This window comes from Flavobacterium sp. (assembly GCF_021151785.1).
GTDB lineage: Bacteria > Bacteroidota > Bacteroidia > Flavobacteriales > Flavobacteriaceae > Flavobacterium.
In genome coordinates this window covers 15,657-31,445 of the sequence record NZ_JAGKWP010000013.1, presented here as the reverse complement: position 1 = coordinate 31,445, position 15,789 = coordinate 15,657, and the positions used below count along the sequence as shown (strand labels likewise).

Sequence of the window (15,789 nt, the reverse complement as noted above, 5' to 3'; positions counted from 1 at the left end):
CTATAAAATAAAAAAGGAATACATTAATGTATTCCTTTTTTAGTATACGATAAAAGGTAAAAATATTTTATTCTTCCGTTTTTTTAATTTTAAATGTTTTGTTGTTAGCTTCTACTAACGCTTCTATTAATTGAACAGATGATTTTGGTAAATGCATAGGTTCGCTTTTTGTTATAAGCAAATGTCTTTTGTGATGCGTATCTGTTCCAATGAAGTTATAAAACTGCTTATCTAATAATTTCTCTGTTAGTCTTTTTACATCAGCACCATAATAGCCTAAAATAGATAAGGTATTCATTTGAAAGTAAATTTCAAATTCCTTAAACCGTTCAAAAGCACCAGGGGTGTTTTTCCAATATAAGTAGCGCTCAGGATGGGCTAAAATTAGTTTATATCCTTTTAATTTTAGTTTAAATAAGGTTTCCATGATTTGATCATTGGGAGGCGCTAAATAAGAAAACTCAATTAGGAGATAGTTTTTAGAAAGAGGTATAAGCGAGTTGGTTGCTAAAAGATGCTCTAAATGGATATCAGCTAAATATTCGCTGGATACACTTTTTATGAAAGTGTCATTAGATTGTGCTTTGTAGGCAGCGTAGGCAGCTTCAATTTTTTCAAGATCATTATTCCATAATCCAGGATAAGTATGTGGAGTGGTTATGGCTGAAGAAACACCAAGTTCTTGCATCATTTGGCAGAGTAACATGGTTTCCTCAAAGGTTTTAGCTCCATCATCTAAGCCCCATAAAAGATGGCTGTGAATATCAATAAAACCTGACGACCATAAGTCTTTCCAAAATACTTTTTTATTTGAATTCCAAAACATGTTTTAATAAGGTTAGGTAGACAAAAATACAATTTTTATTGAAATGGAAAAGAAACGTACAATTTAATTGAAATTCTTTTTTTAAGTTTGCACCCAAATTCACAAAAAAATCATGTTTAAAATAAAGGCACTACTTATTGGACTTTTGATGGCCAATTTTTCTTTTTCACAATTTAATGTAAATAACTTATCGATTGAAGCAAGTTATGGCTACAATGGAGCTATTCAACCTTATGATAAAAAATTTAATTCCAATTTCTCAGCATTTAATCACGTGGAGTTTGCCGCAAGATATATGTTTACAGAATTCGTGGGAATGAAGTTAGCTTACAAAGCAGATAAATTTGTGAATGATCCGAAAGGTGACATTGGAACACAGTACAATTCATTTGGATTAGGTATAATATACAATGCAGGTAAAAAACTGGGACTTTCTTATTGGACTAGAGATAAATTTGGTTTGCTGGTTCATGCGGATGCAGCTCTTGGATTTGCCAGCTCAATATCTCTTAACGGAAAAACGGAGAAAACGCCTATTATAGGTCTAGGAATTACACCTATGTACAAAATAAATAATAAAGTAGCACTGACAACAGATTTTACATACAACACAAATTTAAAACAATACTATGGGTTTGATGGTTATCCTTTAAGTAGTCAAAAAGGGACACAAAAGGGTAGTTTTTATAATTTTTCAGTTGGTTTAATCTATTATTTAGGTGAAAATAGATACCATTCGGATTGGTATTAATACTAAAAAATAAAAAAAAGTAGTCAAAAGGATAGTACTAGTATACTTTTTGAACAATTAATATATCAAAAATGTTTTTTAATTCACTCTCTTTTGCCGTTTTTTTACCCATTGTATTCCTTTTGTACTGGTTTGTTTTTTCTAGAAACAAATCCACTCAAAATGCAGTATTAATTGCAGCCAGTTATTTTTTTTATGCTTGTTGGGATTGGCGGTTTTTATTTTTACTTTTATTCTCTACTGGTTTAGATTTTGCTAGTGCACTTATGATGGAAAAAGCCAAAGAAACCAACCAAAGAAAATTATGGTTATGGCTTACTATTGGTATTAATCTAGGTTTTTTGGGTGTTTTTAAATACTATGATTTCTTTGCAGCATCTTTTGCAGAAGCGTTACAAACACTAGGATTTCAAGTGCATCCTGTGTTGTTACAACTGGTGCTTCCCGTAGGGATTTCTTTTTACACTTTTCATGGGTTATCTTATGTAATTGATATTTATTACAAACGCATTCAAGCGGAACGTAATTTTGTTGATTATTCGCTTTTTGTTTGTTATTTCCCGTTATTGGTGGCAGGACCTATTGAACGCGCCACGCATTTGTTACCACAAGTAAAACAAAAAAGACATTTTGATTTTAATTTAGCCAAAGAGGGGGTGTATCAAATGATCTGGGGATTGGTCAAGAAAATAGTAATCGCAGATAGTTGTGCCACCTATGCGAATGCTATTTTTGATAATCATGCCTCAATGAACTCTGCTTCATTATTGTTAGGAAGTATGTATTTTGCTTTTCAAATTTATGGAGATTTCTCTGGTTATTCGGATATTGCTTTGGGTACGTCTAAATTATTTGGAATTCAACTACTAAAGAATTTTAACTATCCTTATTTTTCAAGGGATATAGCTGAGTTTTGGCGTCGTTGGCATATTTCACTTTCTTCTTGGTTCCGAGACTATTTATATATTCCGCTTGGTGGAAGTAAAGGAAATAAAGCGCTAAAGGTTAGAAATACATTTATCATTTTTATTGTAAGTGGATTTTGGCATGGAGCCAATTGGACGTTTTTGGTTTGGGGGGCTTTGAATGCCTTTTACTTCTTGCCGCTTTTACTCCGAAACAAAAACAGATCAAATTTAGACGAAATCATACTTAAAAGAGATATAGCTAGTATTAAAGTAATTGGGAATATCATTGGAACCTTTTTATTGACTTGCTTTGCTTGGATTTTCTTCAGAGCCAATTCATTAACGCACGCCTTGGATTACATTAAAAAAATGCTGACCGACGGTCAATTTAGTCTACAATATTTAGCCAATCAGCGATACAGTCAAGAATTAGTAGGCCTACTTCTTATTTTTATTTTAGTGGAATGGTGGAATCGAGCTAAAATAGAACCTTTATCAGGTAAATACAGTACTGTTAAGCTAGCACTGGCCCTTTTGGCTTTGCTTGCTTTTGGAGTATATACTGATTATAAACAATTTATTTATTTTCAATTCTAATGACTAAGTTTATTCGCTTCATAGGAAAAATCATAGTGCTGTTGTTGCTTATTGCTACGGCTCTAGATGGTCTTTATACCTATGTTTTTACTCATGCATTGGGTCGAAACAAAATCGAACAAGTGATGAATGGTCAACCACAACAATTCGATGTAGTCATTCTAGGAACGTCAAGAGCTAATAATCATTTTGTACCTGAACTCTTCGAAAAAAAAGGATATACGACCTTTAATTATGGTATGAGTGGATCCCATCTGCTGGAAACGGCTCTTATGCTTAAGTTGATGTTGCATAAAGGATGGAAAATCAAAAATATTGTTCTTGAAGCAGACTTAAATTTGACCAATGAAAAAAGAGACGAAGGCACGTTTGCTTGGTTCATGCCTTTTTTACATCAATCGGATAGTATCAAAGAGCATATTAAAAATGAAGCGGATTTTATTCCTTTGTATTATGTGCCGTTTTATAGATACAATAAATTTGATGCAAGAATAGGTTTTAGAGCTTGGTATAAAACAGTAATGAATGAACCTACAAATATTTTACACAATAAAGGGTATTATCCATTGGGGGTCAATCCAAGGGCTAAAATGAAAAATGATCTTCGATCATTAAAGCCACTTAAAAATCGCTATTATGAGGAAATTAAAAAGTTGTGTAAAGCGTATCAAATTAACTTAATTGCGGTGACCACTCCGATGTGTTCGGATGTAAAAGGGATGAATTACTTTCAAAAAGTGAAGCAAGCTTATCCCGAAATTTTACCTTATGAACACGTTATTGATGAAGACCGTTATTTTTCTTCATGCGGCCATTTAAATGATGCGGGAGCTAGAAAATTTACTAGTATTTTGTTAAAAACCTTACCGTTAAAAAAGTAAATTTTTTAAGTCAAACGAAGTTTGCGTTTACTGCTTATTGTAATTCGAATCAACCAAAAGAAGTGTAGCGCAATAAAAGGAAATACCACGCTTAGATGGATTTTGTTCAACATGTACAGGCAATATATTCCGGTAAAAGCGATTAGTATTTGCCCTAGAAGAACGGTTTTTTCTAATTGTTTTTTGGAATAAAAATAAACAAAAAGTAAGAAAAGGGGATTGAAGAGTAAAATGTTGTAATTCCAAAGAACTTCTTCGTGTAATGAATAGAGACCAACAACACTAAAAAATACCCCTAATAGGCCAGCTAAAGTAAAATAAGTAACTTGAATCCATTTTCTTTGACTTACAATTAATAGTACCATTAAAGCAAAAAGGGAATAAAAGGAATTGATCCAAGGCAACGAAATTTCTTGAGGAGTAGCGGCAAATAAAGTAACTGTTGGTCGACTAATTGCTGGATTTTGTTCTAATGCTTTTTTTAATTCAAAAGGAAGAAATAAACGGGTTGCTTTTTGATCTACTTTAGTTCCAAAAATAAGTTGAATGCCTAATTTTTGATAGAAATCAGTCATGTATGGAAATAAGATGTCTCGATAGGATAAGTTGTTTTTGGGTTGTTGGATGATTTCACGGCCTAATATTGTATTGATTTTATCTACTACCATAGTGGTACAATTTCGGTCAATAAATTTATAGGTATAAAAGCGTTCCTCGGAGTATAAACTTCGATTCAATTCGTCAAAAAGTTGCTGCTTTTGTGCGGGTTGTAACTTTAACTCTTGTTCATATATAGAACGATTGTCCAATTGATAGCTGTATTCAAAATCAGCAAAGGCATCGCTTGTAATAAAATATTGTAAGTCCCCTTTGATAAAACGCAAGCCAAAATTAGGGGTAGAAAAATCAAAAGCACCATAATTGTAAACTTGATCGAGACCTTTGGTAATATCCTGAATTCGAATGGCAGTATGTCCATACATGGCATAGGTAACAGGAGCAGTACCACAAGTTAAAATGCTCACTCTGGCTTGATCAGATAAGGGCACTTGGCTAAATAAGGAAAGTGAACGAATAAGGGCAAATAAAAAGACTACTTTTTTGAACATGAGGTTTATCTAAAAATACTGAAATCTACTTTTACAGAAAAAATATTAGAATACAAGGCGGCACTTTGATTGCCTAAGTCAGTTAAGGCATAATCGACTTGAATACCTTTGTATTTAAATCCAATACCAATATTAGGTTGGAAACTTAATTTACTTGTGTTGTCAATTTGTGTAATTTGTTGAAAATTCCCTACACCAGCACGTAAAAAGGCTAAATCAATATAACCAAATTCAAATCCAACAGCAGGATCAATACTTACAGCTCGAGTAGAAATCAAATCGTTGGTTTGAGCAAATTGCATATTTAAATTGGTAGCAGCTACTAAGGTATAATCATAATGAAACTCAAACTTTTTTGAAATACCTAATTGGGCTTTAGGTAAGGTAATTTCAGTAGTTTCGGGAAGTTCTTGGTTTTCACCGGGTACTGCATTTTTGATTTTCTCAAAAGCTTCTTCATTAATAGTCCAAGTATTGTAGGTCGTAGTAATATCACGAAGCATTAAACCAAATTTCCAGTCGTCTTTTGTTTCAAATTGCGCTCCTAAATCAAAACCAAATCCCCAAGAAGTAGCAAAATCTCCAATAATTCTGCGAATAACCTTAGCGTTTACTCCATAATTAAAACCCTCTAATGGTAAAGCTCTCGCATAGGAAAACGTAAAGGCATAATCAGCTGTTGAGAAAAGGGAAATGCGGTTGTAATCAATATTGCCTTGGCTGTCAATTAATTGTGTAGTGTTTAAAATGTCATCCACCCCAAAACGGATTAAGGAAATTCCCCAAGCACTTTTACTATCAATAGGCATAGCAAAAGCGGCATAGTCATATTGTGCAATATTAGCAAAATAACTAGCATGCATTAAACTCAATTGCTTGTCTTCTAATTTCAATAGACCAGCGGGATTCCAATATCCAGAATTGACATCGGCAGTTTGAGCAGTCACGGCATTACTCATTCCTAATGCCGCAGCATCAACTCCAATATTCATGAATTCATTAGAATATTTTCTAATGGTCTGGCTTTGGCTTATCCAACTAAAAAAGGTAAGTAATACTAATAGGCTCTTTTTCACAGCTTGATTTTCTTCTTCGTACAAATATCATAAATTCTTATCTATTAAACTCCATTTCTTGCATTTTATTGTTTACATTTGTTTTTTAAAATGCAATTTATTTCTAAAATGAGTATTAAAAAACACCTTCCAAACGCTTTAACTTTATTAAATTTATTTGCTGGTTTGTGCGCGTTAATCCACGCCTTTAACGGTAATTATGCTGAAGCTTTTTCTTTAGTTTGTCTAGGTATATTTTTTGATTTTTGGGATGGTTTTTTAGCCAGAGCTTTAGAGGCTCAAAGTCCTATCGGTTTGCAATTGGATTCCCTAGCCGATATGGTAACTAGTGGTGTAGTACCTGGATTAATCATTTACAAAATGTTAAGTGATATTCAAGAAAATCAAGCGCAATACACCTTAACAGAAGAGACATATTACATGGGAGTGGTGCCTTATTTAGGTTTTTTAATCACGCTAGGTTCTTGTTATCGTTTGGCTAATTTCAATGTTGATGAAAGACAAACAGATTCCTTTATTGGACTTCCTACACCTGCCAATGCTTTGTGGATTTGTTCTTTACCTATTATTTTAGAAGAAACCGGCGGAAATGGATTTATTTTTGAATTTTTATCCAACCCATTTGTTTTAGTTATTGCAGCTTTACTAAGTACCTTTCTTTTAAATGCAGAGATACCTTTGTTTTCTTTAAAAATGAAATCATTTACATGGGAAAAAAGTAAAATTCAAATAGTATTTTTAAGTTTGGCTGTGGTAATGCTTGCTATTTTACAGTTTTTAGCCATTCCATTAATTATATTGATGTATGTTTTAGTATCTGTTGTAAATAATAAATTCTTGTCTAAAGGTTAATGGCTGCAGCTACCAGAAGAAGATATTCTGTTAAAAAGAAAAAATCAAATTCAATAGTAGGTCCAACTTCCATAAAATGGATGGTTGGGCTTTTTTTAGTGCTTTTAGGAATAATTATCATTAATCAAAGTAAAGACTATCTTTTATACTATTTTGGTTTTAAATCTAAACATTCTCAATTAACAGCAACAGAAAGAAAAATAGAAGATGAGCGAATCAAAGGTATTGTTGCAACTCATGCAGATAAAATTTTTGGTATTGATGTTTCACAATATCAAGGTGATATCGATTGGGAAAAGGTAGAAGCTAAGGACGAATTGTTTGAAATAAAATTTGTTATGGTTCGGGCGACGGCTGGTCGTTCTAAAAGAGATGCTAAATTTAAAGAAAACTGGTTGGCTTTAACCCAAACGCCTTATATTCAGGGAGCTTATCATTATTATCGACCTGATGAAAATTCAACAGAGCAAGCGCAAAATTTTATACAAACAGTACACTTAAGAAAAGGGCAATTGCCTCCCATTTTAGATATAGAAAAAATGCCTAAAGGACAGTCTATGGCTCGTTTAAAAGAAGGGTTGCAAAATTGGCTAACACTTGTGGAGCAACACTATGGTGTTAAACCTATTCTTTATTCTGGTGAAAAATATTATGAGGATTTCTTAAAGGAAGATTTTCCAGAGTATGAATTTTGGATAGCGAATTACAATCCATGGAAAGAAAATATCGAGCCTCATTACTTGTTTTGGCAATTCTCGGAAAAAGCAGCCGTATTGGGAGTTGATGAACTCGTAGATGTAAATGTTTTTAATGGAAATTTAGACCAACTTAAAAAAGTCTGCTTGCAAAAGAGCAGCTTAAAATAATTGTTTTCTATATACAAAAACCAATAGAACTCCTACTAAAATTAAAAAAGCAACTATCGATTTCGGATTGGCAAAATTAACGGTCCATCCAGCCCATTTAACTCTTTTTGGTGGAAATAGGCGTTCGTCTTCTGGATTGTAATAAAAGAGCCCTAGTTTCCAATTACTTGGGTCTTTGTGCCATTGTTCTAGTTGTTCTTCTGTTGGATTTTTCATGCCTTTGTCAATTATACTTTTTTAGGAGCATTGAAATCAATTTTTGTTCTTCTCAATTCAAAATTTTGCCCCAAATACACTTTTCTAACCATTTCATCAGCAGCTAATTCTTCAGGAACTCCCGCTTTTAAAATACCTCCTTCAAACATTAGATAGGTTTTGTCAGTAATGGCTAATGTTTCTTGTACGTTATGATCCGTAATCAGGATACCAATGTTTTTGTTTTTAAGTTGTGCTACGATTCGTTGGATGTCTTCAACAGCAACAGGATCGACACCAGCAAAAGGTTCATCTAGTAGAATGAATTTGGGATCAGTGGCTAAACATCGGGCAATTTCAGTACGTCTTCTTTCCCCACCTGAAAGTAAATCTCCTCGGTTAGTTCGAATGTGACCTAACGAAAATTCTTCAATCAAACTTTCCATCTTTGCTTCTTGTTCTTGCTTAGATAAATTGGTCAATTGTAATACAGACATAATATTGTCTTCAATACTTAATTTTCGAAACACAGAAGCCTCTTGAGCTAAATAACCAATGCCATGTTGTGCCCGTTTATACATGGGAAAATCGGTTATATTAGTGTCATCTAAATAAATGTTACCACTGTTAGGCTTTACCAATCCCACAATCATATAAAAAGAAGTAGTTTTACCGGCTCCATTTGGGCCTAATAAGCCCACAATTTCGCCCTGATTTACTTCTACCGAAATCCCTTTTACTACAGTTCTTTTTTTGTAGGTCTTGATTAAATTCTCTGCTCTTAATTTCATTTTATTAAAGTGTCAATTTTCAATTGGTCAACAAGGCAATATTTTTCAATTTTTTTGGTAAAAATATTAAAATAAGTTGAAGTTGAAATTTTTTTTAAGGTTGGGATGTGTTTAAAATGGGCGCATCAACAAATGATTAGTGCGTCTCATTTTCCAAAGCTTCCCAGAATTCATAAGCTCTTCGCAAGTGAGGAATAACAATCGTTCCACCTACAAGAGTAGCAATACTCATTGTTTCCATCATTTCGGCTTTTGAAACCCCATTTTTGTAGGCTGTTTCTAAGTGGTATTTGATGCAATCATCGCAGCGTAAAACAGTTGAAGCTACCAAACCAAGTAATTCTTTTGTTTTTACATCTAATGCCCCTTCCATGTAAGCATTGGTATCTAAATTGAATATCCTCTTTATGACTTTGTTGTCGTCTGCTAATAATTTTTCGTTCATTTTTGAACGGTATTCATTAAATTCTTTTACTAAATCACTCATAGCTATTTTGTGTTAATTTCTTTTTTTTGTACCGCTGCACTAATAAAAATACTGATTTCATATAGAATAACCAATGGAATGGTTACAATAACTTGACTAATAACATCAGGAGGAGTTACGATGGCAGCCAAAATTAAAATAATTACCAAAGCCCATTTACGGTATTCTCGTAAAAAGGCAGGACTTACAATCCCTAATGTAGATAGGAAATAAATGATGATAGGTAATTCAAATACCAATCCTGTGGCTAGTGAGGTTGTTTTTACTGTACCAATGTAAGAATTGACATTAATGTCGTTCTTTATAAAAGAGGAAACACTAAAACTTGATAGAAAGTTTAAAGACAATGGCGTCAAAACAAAATAACCAAATCCAACACCCAAGAAAAATAGAAGAGAGGAAATGACAATAAATTTAATAGCATTTTTTCTTTCTTTTTTATACAAGGCAGGGCTTATGAAATTCCAAAATTGTAACAGAATATAAGGAAAACTGATGATTAAACCAGCCGTAATACAAGTCCATACCATTAGGGAGAGTTGGCCTTCAATTTCGGTATTTTGTACTGAGAAGTTCAAGGAGGTGTTACAAAAACTTCGGTCTAAATTGTATTTTTGAGCCAATTCACAGAAAAATTCATACGTAACAAATTTTCCGCTCATGGGGCCGAATAAAATTTCGTTAAAAATAAAATCACTGAAATAGCCTGCAATACAAGCTCCAATTAAAATTCCCGCCGAACATCTGACTAATAACCATCTGAATTCTTCCAAATGATCAAGGAAAGACATTTCGTTTACATTCTTTTTTTGTTTTGCCATGGGTTTAAACAATTCCTTCTTTTAAAATGTCGTGTAAATGTAGAATACCTTTGTATTCTTCGTGGTCTAATACCACTAATTGTGTTATTTTGTTGTTTTCTAGTATGTCTAACGCTTCTGCCACCAATAAAGAAGAAGCGATGTGTTTTGGATTTTTTGTCATGATATCTTTCGCAGTAATACCCGCAATCGAATCTCTATCGTTTAACATTCTTCTGATGTCTCCATCAGTAATGATACCAATAACTTTGTTGTTTTCTACTACTGCGGTAACCCCGAGTCTTTTCTCGGATATTTCCATGATTACTTTTTTGATGCTAGCTTCTGGATTCACTTGTGGAGCATGAGAAGTGTCAAGCATATCTTTTACTCGAAGTAATAATTTTTTTCCCAATGCGCCACCAGGATGGTATTTAGCAAAATCTTCACTTTTAAAATTTCTTAATTCCATCAAACAAATAGCTAAGGCATCTCCTAATACAAGTTGTGCTGTAGTGCTGTTTGTTGGTGCTAAACCATTAGGACAAGATTCACTTTCTACATAGGCTAAAAGAACCAAATCGGATTCTTGCGCTAGAAAAGATTGTTCATTAGCGGTCATCCCAATTAAAGTATTGCCAAAACTTTTTATAATGGGAGCTAAAACTTTTATTTCAGGACTGTTGCCGCTTTTTGAAATGCAGATAACAATATCTCCTGGTTGAACCATACCTAAATCACCATGAATCGCTTCTGCGGCATGTAAGAACATTGAAGGTGTGCCTGTAGAGTTAAGTGTTGCTACTATTTTTTGAGCAATAATAGCACTTTTTCCAATTCCAGTTACGATTACTCGACCTTTACCTTGGTAAATAAGTTCTACGGTTTTTGTGAAATCTTCATTAATATAGTTGGTTAATTTGGCTATACTTTCACTTTGCGAAAGGATGGCTTTTTTAGCATTGAGTTGTATGGTTTCAGTTGTGTTCAAAATTCAATTAATTAAATTTTTATTTTTCAAGAATAGTAGTATCTTTATGTTTGCAAATTTAGGTAAAACAAACAAAAAATATTGAAATAAATTTGTTAATAAAATCTAGCATTTTTTTACATGAAAGAACTCAAGATTGATTTGTATAAAGAATTAAAAAAATACTTCGGATTTACCCAATTCAAAGGGTTGCAAGAACAGGTTGTTACAAGTATCATATCAGGTCATAATACATTTGTTATTATGCCAACAGGTGGTGGTAAATCATTATGTTACCAATTACCAGCATTGGTGTTAGAAGGAACGGCTATTGTCGTTTCTCCATTAATCGCTTTAATGAAAAATCAGGTGGATGCCATACGAAGTTTAGGTTCTGAAATAGGGGTAGCGCACGTGCTAAACTCGTCTCTTACTAAAACTGAAGTAAATCAGGTTAAAGCGGATATACTTTCGGGTAAAACCAAATTATTGTATGTAGCCCCTGAATCGTTAACCAAAGAGGAATATATTCAATTTTTAAATGAAGTAAAACTTTCTTTTGTTGCTATTGATGAGGCGCACTGTATTTCTGAATGGGGTCATGATTTTAGACCTGAATATAGAAATCTTAGAAATATCATTCGCTTATTAGGGGATATTCCTATCATTGGATTAACAGCTACGGCTACACCAAAGGTTCAAGAAGATATTTTGAAAAACTTAGATATGTCAGATGCTCATGTATATAAAGCATCATTTAATCGTCCGAACTTGTATTATGAAATTCGCCCGAAAACCAAAAATGTAGAGGCTGATATCATTCGATTTATCAAGCAACATAAAGGCAAATCAGGTGTAATTTACTGTTTAAGTCGAAAAAAAGTAGAAGAGATTGCACAAGTATTACAAGTAAATGGTATTTCAGCCGTTCCTTATCACGCAGGTTTGGATGCTAAGACACGAGCTAAACACCAGGATATGTTTTTGATGGAAGATGTAGAAGTAGTTGTAGCAACCATTGCTTTTGGAATGGGAATTGACAAACCTGATGTGCGATTTGTTATTCACCACGACATTCCTAAATCACTTGAAAGTTATTATCAAGAAACGGGTCGAGCAGGTCGTGATGGAGGTGAAGGGCATTGTTTGGCGTATTATTCATATAAAGATATTGAGAAATTAGAAAAGTTTATGGCTGGGAAACCAGTAGCTGAACAAGAAATCGGTTATGCTTTGTTACAAGAAGTAGTAGCTTATGCAGAAACTTCTATGTCAAGACGTAAATATCTATTACATTATTTTGGTGAAGAGTTTGATGAAGTCAACGGGGAAGGGGCCGACATGGACGATAATGTTAGAAATCCTAAGAAAAAAGTTGAAGCCAAGGAAGAAGTAGTTACTTTGTTAGAAGTTGTTCGAGATACAAAAGAATTATTTAAACCTAAAGAAGTGATTTTGGCATTAGTTGGTAAGATTAATGCGATTATTAAAGCTCAAAAAATAGATACTCTCCCTTGTTTTGGTTCTGGTTCTGCTCATGATGAAAAGTATTGGATGGCTTTGATTAGACAAGTTTTAGTTGCAGGCTTAATCACTAAAGATATTGAAAGTTATGGGGTACTAAAATTGTCTTCTAGTGGAGAGGCTTTTATAGCTAAACCTTATTCATTCTTAATGACGGAAGATCATGAATATAGTGAAGAAGAAGATGATGCAATTGTAGCCGCATCAAAATCAACAGGTACTGCAGACGAAGCTTTGATGGCTATGTTAAAGGATTTACGTAAGAAAGAAGCTAAAAAACATGGAGTACCTCCTTTTGTTGTTTTTCAAGATCCGTCTTTAGAAGATATGTCATTGAAGTATCCTATCACTATTGATGAATTAAGTAATGTGCACGGAGTAGGAGAGGGTAAAGCTAAAAAATATGGTAAACCATTTATCGAATTAATTGAAAGGTATGTAGCTGATAACGATATTATTCGTCCTGATGATTTGGTTGTAAAATCAACAGGCGCTAATTCAAGTTTGAAGTTATACATCATACAAAATGTAGATCGAAAATTAGCGTTGGATGATATTGCTTCAGCTAAAGGATTGAGTATGGATGATTTGTTAAAAGAAATGGAACAAATTGTTTATTCTGGAACCAAATTAAACATTAACTATTGGATTGATGACATCTTAGATGAAGACCAACAAGAAGAAATACATGACTATTTCATGGATTCAGAAACCGATCGAATTGAAGATGCACTAAAAGAATTCGATGGCGATTACGATACAGAAGAATTACGATTAATGCGTATAAAATTTATCAGTGAAGTAGCAAATTAGAACGCTATTTCTTAGCCATATAAAACCGACTTTGTTTAACTTTTGTTTACAAAATCGGTTTTTTTTGTTTTTTATTTGTGCTATCATTCTCTTAATTAGTGAGTTATTGTTGTTTTAATCGGTTTTATCTGATTCAACAAAAGATAAATATCTATTAAAAATTGCAACATATCCTAATATGTTTATTTGTTCTTTTAAATTTGAATAAACAAAACTATTAAATTCAAAATATGAATGTTTAGGATAGAAAATCAATAGTAAAAAATGTTCCCAACTTAAATTAATTTTGGTTTGTGTTTCTCTAAAAAGAACTATTCCTCTCTCGGAGTAGTTCTTTTTTTATTCGAAATAAGTGCCACGATGTGGTTTAAGAATATCTCGGAATGTAATCATGTCTTTTTCTTCAACGACCAAATAAGCAATAGCATATAGGTCATTTAGAATTTCAAACCCAGTAATTTGAAGAGGATAGTTCTCGGCTATAATAAATTCTTTCAAATGAATTTCATGATGTTCGGCAGTTTTAGCAGCGGCTGCTCCTCTAAAATCCCAAATTAGTTTTATTTTCTGACTCATTATAAAAAGGTTTTTTATATTTTTGAATGCAATCAATTCATGTTAACCACGCTACAAAATTACTGTTAAAATGAGGTATATCCTATTTAAATTCATTTTCCTTTTTTCTTTACTTTCTTTTGGACAAAATTCGTCATTTGAAATTACCTATCAGAGAAGTTCAAACGGTAAAATACTAGAGAATCAAGATGTAATCAAAGTGTTAGCTACTTCAGCTCAAGTGCTTGTTTCATCTGAAAAAATTCAAAACAAACAAGCATCATTTCCTTATGAAGTGACTTTAATGGATACGGCTAATTTAAGTTTTTACCAAATAGCTTCTTTGTCTGATACCAATGTAGTGTGTTATGAAGATAAAGAGACCATAAAAAAGCAACAATTAGAATTGCTTTCTGAGACTAAAAAAATATTAGGTTATACCTGTAAAAAAGCGAAAACCATTATTAATTCTAATACCATAGAACTTTGGTATACTAATGAAATTCCTGTAAAAGTGAGTCCATCTACATTAGGCATTCATTTAGGTGCTGTACTTGAAATAACAAGAAATGGAAATGCCAGTACACTAGCCATCAAGGTTGAAAAAAAGAAAAAGAAATTAAGCTTGCCAACTATTCCAAAATCTCAAGTTGATGTATTGACGTATAAAGATTTACTATGGAAAAGCCGATTTACAACTATTCCTGTTTTTAAAGATGAAGTGATCAATTTTTCTACAGATGTCGTTTCTAATGACTCTATAGTAAAAGCTGTGAACGGAACAATTGCATTACGTAAAATTAAGATTCCACAAGCGGCAAAAAAACAATTGGCTTTTGTAGAATTAGTTGAACAATCTAACGGTGATGCTTATGATAGAACGGGTTCTGTTTTTATTATTCCTGCTTACACTACAAAACAAACTTTTTTGAGTGGTTTAGAAAAAGGTAAAGACGTACTTCCTATTTATGAAAATGGGAATGGGAAAAAATACCAAGGGGTTATTGCAACATCAACCTACGAACCTTTATTAGAATTAATGCGTTTTTTTACACCTTTTGGGATACAAAAATACAATCATATTCAACTAAAAGATAAGACCTGGGAAGAGCAAGTAATGTATCGTCAAGAAATTACAGATGTACTCCAAAGTTTTGCAAGTCAGGAAGTATGGATTGGAGTATTTATTGGAAATTATGATAAAGGTGGTCATAAGGTTTCAATGCAGATAACGTTACACCCTGAAGAAAGGTCTTCTAAAAAGAAGATTTGTATTCCTTTGTTTAATACGACTAATGTCATGGAAATGGGAGGGCAAGAATATGGGACAATGTTTAATGTGCCTCAAGGTTTAGAGATGCAATTTAAATTAGATCAACCAATTAAAAAGGCAAAGATTCGCTACATAACTACTGGTCATGGAGGATGGGAAAATGGAGATGAATTTGTGCCAAAGAAAAACACATTGTTTTTAAACGGAAAAGAAGTGTTTCAATTTACACCTTGGCGAGAAGATTGTGGATCGTACCGTTTGTATAATCCTGCTTCGGGTAATTTTTCAAACGGGTTGTCTTCTTCGGATTATAGTCGTGCCAATTGGTGCCCAGGGATGGTGACTTCACCGACTTATATTGAGTTAGGAGATTTATCAGAAGGAAGCTATACCATTCGTGTTCAAATTCCACAAGGTCAACCTGAAGGAGGGAGTTTCAGTGCTTGGAATGTGTCTGGAGTTTTGATTGGGGAATAGAAGTTCAGGCTTCATTTCTGTTAACCAACAATTTTACT

Annotated in this window: 16 protein-coding genes; 7 read left to right on the top strand and 9 right to left on the bottom strand. The window is 33.1% G+C overall.

Features of this window, described 5'->3' with window-relative positions; all coding sequences use genetic code 11:
• Window positions 1–67: 67 nt before the first annotated feature.
• A complete protein-coding gene (locus QZ824_RS02615) occupies window positions 68–826 on the bottom strand; it encodes a CpsB/CapC family capsule biosynthesis tyrosine phosphatase (protein ID WP_291274483.1) in 759 nt (252 codons plus the stop codon).
• 112 nt (window positions 827–938) lie between these two features.
• Here QZ824_RS02615 and QZ824_RS02610 point away from each other — a divergent pair, with 112 nt between their 5' ends.
• The 3 genes from QZ824_RS02610 (at window position 939) to QZ824_RS02600 (ending at window position 3,963) form a co-directional block, all read left to right on the top strand.
• Window positions 939–1,577 carry a hypothetical protein gene (locus QZ824_RS02610; RefSeq protein WP_291274482.1) on the top strand — a complete coding sequence of 213 codons (639 nt, stop codon included), beginning with the start codon at window positions 939–941 and terminating at the stop codon, window positions 1,575–1,577.
• A 71-nt stretch (window positions 1,578–1,648) separates the two neighbouring features.
• Window positions 1,649–3,082, top strand: coding sequence for an MBOAT family O-acyltransferase (locus tag QZ824_RS02605; RefSeq protein ID WP_291274481.1), 1,434 nt, complete (start codon window positions 1,649–1,651; stop codon window positions 3,080–3,082).
• Window positions 3,082–3,963, top strand: a complete 882-nt coding sequence (locus tag QZ824_RS02600) for a hypothetical protein (RefSeq protein ID WP_291274480.1) — start codon at window positions 3,082–3,084, stop codon at window positions 3,961–3,963. Before QZ824_RS02605 ends, QZ824_RS02600 begins: the two co-directional genes overlap by 1 nt.
• A gap of 5 nt (window positions 3,964–3,968) precedes the next feature.
• On the opposite strand, the gene QZ824_RS02595 is transcribed toward QZ824_RS02600, so the two are convergent.
• Both QZ824_RS02595 and QZ824_RS02590 read right to left on the bottom strand, forming a co-directional pair.
• Window positions 3,969–5,072 carry a DUF4105 domain-containing protein gene (locus QZ824_RS02595; RefSeq protein ID WP_291274479.1) on the bottom strand — a complete coding sequence of 368 codons (1,104 nt, stop codon included), beginning with the start codon at window positions 5,070–5,072 and terminating at the stop codon, window positions 3,969–3,971.
• 5 nt (window positions 5,073–5,077) lie between these two features.
• Window positions 5,078–6,064, bottom strand: a complete 987-nt coding sequence (locus tag QZ824_RS02590; RefSeq protein ID WP_291274486.1) for a PorV/PorQ family protein — start codon at window positions 6,062–6,064, stop codon at window positions 5,078–5,080.
• Window positions 6,065–6,256: 192 nt separating this feature from the next.
• Here QZ824_RS02590 and QZ824_RS02585 point away from each other — a divergent pair, with 192 nt between their 5' ends.
• Window positions 6,257–7,000 carry a CDP-alcohol phosphatidyltransferase family protein gene (locus QZ824_RS02585; protein ID WP_291274478.1) on the top strand — a complete coding sequence of 248 codons (744 nt, stop codon included), beginning with the start codon at window positions 6,257–6,259 and terminating at the stop codon, window positions 6,998–7,000.
• Window positions 7,000–7,866, top strand: coding sequence for a GH25 family lysozyme (locus QZ824_RS02580; RefSeq protein WP_291274477.1), 867 nt, complete (start codon window positions 7,000–7,002; stop codon window positions 7,864–7,866). The genes QZ824_RS02585 and QZ824_RS02580 overlap by 1 nt, the downstream gene beginning before the upstream one ends.
• Here QZ824_RS02580 and QZ824_RS02575 read toward each other — a convergent pair.
• The 5 genes from QZ824_RS02575 to QZ824_RS02555 form a co-directional block, all read right to left on the bottom strand.
• A complete protein-coding gene (locus QZ824_RS02575) occupies window positions 7,858–8,082 on the bottom strand; it encodes a DUF5808 domain-containing protein (protein ID WP_291274476.1) in 225 nt (74 codons plus the stop codon). The genes QZ824_RS02580 and QZ824_RS02575 overlap by 9 nt on opposite strands.
• Window positions 8,083–8,093: 11 nt before the next feature.
• Window positions 8,094–8,852 carry an LPS export ABC transporter ATP-binding protein gene (gene lptB / locus QZ824_RS02570; RefSeq protein ID WP_291274475.1) on the bottom strand — a complete coding sequence of 253 codons (759 nt, stop codon included), beginning with the start codon at window positions 8,850–8,852 and terminating at the stop codon, window positions 8,094–8,096.
• A 136-nt stretch (window positions 8,853–8,988) separates the two neighbouring features.
• The gene (locus QZ824_RS02565; protein WP_291274474.1) at window positions 8,989–9,339 is read right to left on the bottom strand and encodes a carboxymuconolactone decarboxylase family protein; all 351 of its coding nucleotides are present in this window, start codon (window positions 9,337–9,339) and stop codon (window positions 8,989–8,991) included.
• Between the two features lie 2 nt (window positions 9,340–9,341).
• The gene (tatC, locus tag QZ824_RS02560; RefSeq protein WP_291274473.1) at window positions 9,342–10,160 is read right to left on the bottom strand and encodes a twin-arginine translocase subunit TatC; all 819 of its coding nucleotides are present in this window, start codon (window positions 10,158–10,160) and stop codon (window positions 9,342–9,344) included.
• Between the two features lie 4 nt (window positions 10,161–10,164).
• The gene (locus tag QZ824_RS02555) at window positions 10,165–11,130 is read right to left on the bottom strand and encodes a KpsF/GutQ family sugar-phosphate isomerase (RefSeq protein ID WP_291274472.1); all 966 of its coding nucleotides are present in this window, start codon (window positions 11,128–11,130) and stop codon (window positions 10,165–10,167) included.
• A 120-nt stretch (window positions 11,131–11,250) separates the two neighbouring features.
• On the opposite strand from QZ824_RS02555, the gene recQ reads away from it, so the two are divergent.
• Window positions 11,251–13,446 (top strand): DNA helicase RecQ, encoded by a 2,196-nt coding sequence (recQ, locus tag QZ824_RS02550; protein WP_291274471.1) that lies wholly within the window; start codon window positions 11,251–11,253, stop codon window positions 13,444–13,446.
• 339 nt (window positions 13,447–13,785) lie between these two features.
• Here recQ and QZ824_RS02545 read toward each other — a convergent pair whose 3' ends face one another.
• A complete protein-coding gene (locus QZ824_RS02545; RefSeq protein ID WP_291274470.1) occupies window positions 13,786–14,022 on the bottom strand; it encodes a hypothetical protein in 237 nt (78 codons plus the stop codon).
• 70 nt (window positions 14,023–14,092) lie between these two features.
• On the opposite strand from QZ824_RS02545, the gene QZ824_RS02540 reads away from it, so the two are divergent.
• Window positions 14,093–15,751 carry a GLPGLI family protein gene (locus tag QZ824_RS02540; RefSeq protein ID WP_291274469.1) on the top strand — a complete coding sequence of 553 codons (1,659 nt, stop codon included), beginning with the start codon at window positions 14,093–14,095 and terminating at the stop codon, window positions 15,749–15,751.
• The last annotated feature ends 38 nt before the right edge of the window (window positions 15,752–15,789 follow it).